The following is a 1,352-nucleotide window of genomic DNA, read 5'->3' on the forward strand; positions in this document are numbered from 1 at the left end:
CCGAGGCGGGCGCGCATGTCGACCACGGTGACGATGCGGCCGCGCAGGTTGAGCACGCCGGCGATCTCCGCCGACGACAGGGGAACGCGCGTCAGCCGTTCCGGCATGAACACGTCCTGTACCCGCGAGATCGGCAGGCCGAACAGTTGCCCGCCGATCACCGCGGTGACGTATTCGGCCACGGTGCCCTCGATGGTCTCGGTCTTGGTTGTCATGGTCTTACTTCCTTATGCCCTGGCTAAGCTCGCTTATGCCGGGCTGAACTTGTTCATGCCGCGCGACTGGTCTCGGCGGTCTGTTCCTTGAGCGCCGCGATCAGGCCGGGACGGTCGAACTTGGCGACGTAATCGTGGAAGCCGGCCTGCCGCCCGCGCTCGATCGCCGCCGGCGACACCAGCGAGGACAGGGCGATGATCGGCATCGTGCTCAGATTGTTGTCGGCGCGGATCACTTCCGCGAACTCGAAGCCGTTCATGTCGGGCATTTCGATGTCGGTCAGCACCACGTCGTAGGTGTGGCCCGAGCGCAGCGCGGAAAGCCCCTCCTGCGCGTTGACGGCGACCCGCACCTTGTAGCCGGCGGCTTTCAGCACCGGGGCCAGCATGTTGCGGAAGAACGCACTGTCGTCGACCAGCAGCACCGATCGCGCCGTCGATGATTCCCGCATCTCCTTGCGCGAGAACCAGTCGGCAAACGCCATCGGCAGGAAGTGGCCGACGTCGATCACTTCGGTGGCCTGGCCCTTGATCACGGCCGAACCCAGAATGCCGTCCGCCTGGCCGGCGACCTCGATGTGCAGCCGCTCTTCGACGATGTCGATGATCTCGTCGACCACCAGCCCCATCGAGCGGCCGTCGTCGGCGAACACCAGGATCGGCTGCGAGCCCTGAGTCTGGACGGTGACCCCGACCATCTGCACCAGCGGCATCAGCTGCTCGCGGTATTGCACCATGTGGCGGCCGTTGGAGAGTTCGATCTTGTCGGTGGCGATCTCCTCCAGCCGGGTGACGAGGCCGAGCGGCACCGCCTTGGGCTGGCTCGAGCCGGCGCGGAACACCAATAGCGAGGTGAGCTGTTCGCCGCCGATCGCATGCGCGGCCGAGGCCTCGTCGGCCAGCTCATGGGCCGAGGAGCCGGAGGCGCCGAGCGCTTTCGCAATGCCGTTGGGGTCGATGATCATGATCACGGCGCCATCGCCCAAAATGGTGTTGCCGGAAAACATGTCGATGTGCCGCAGCTTGGTGGACATCGGCTTGACCACGATTTCTTCGGTGTGGAACACGCCGTCGACCACGATGCCAAAGGTCTGGCTGCCGACCTGCGTCACCACGATGAAGCCGTTCTCGGGGTCG

The 1,352-nt window shown here is 65.4% G+C and carries 2 protein-coding genes; both read right to left on the reverse strand.

Annotated elements, in window-relative coordinates; genetic code table 11:
- Nucleotides 1-215, reverse strand: a 215-nt coding sequence (locus C7G61_RS42725; RefSeq protein ID WP_190242282.1) for a chemotaxis protein CheW, incomplete at its 3' end; no start/stop codon positions are given.
- A 53-nt stretch (nt 216-268) separates the two neighbouring features.
- Nucleotides 269-1,352 (reverse strand): response regulator (locus tag C7G61_RS42730; protein ID WP_145963828.1); only part of this gene is annotated, 1,084 nt, incomplete at its 5' end.

Source organism: Bradyrhizobium algeriense, from assembly GCF_003062295.1.
GTDB lineage: Bacteria > Pseudomonadota > Alphaproteobacteria > Rhizobiales > Xanthobacteraceae > Bradyrhizobium > Bradyrhizobium algeriense.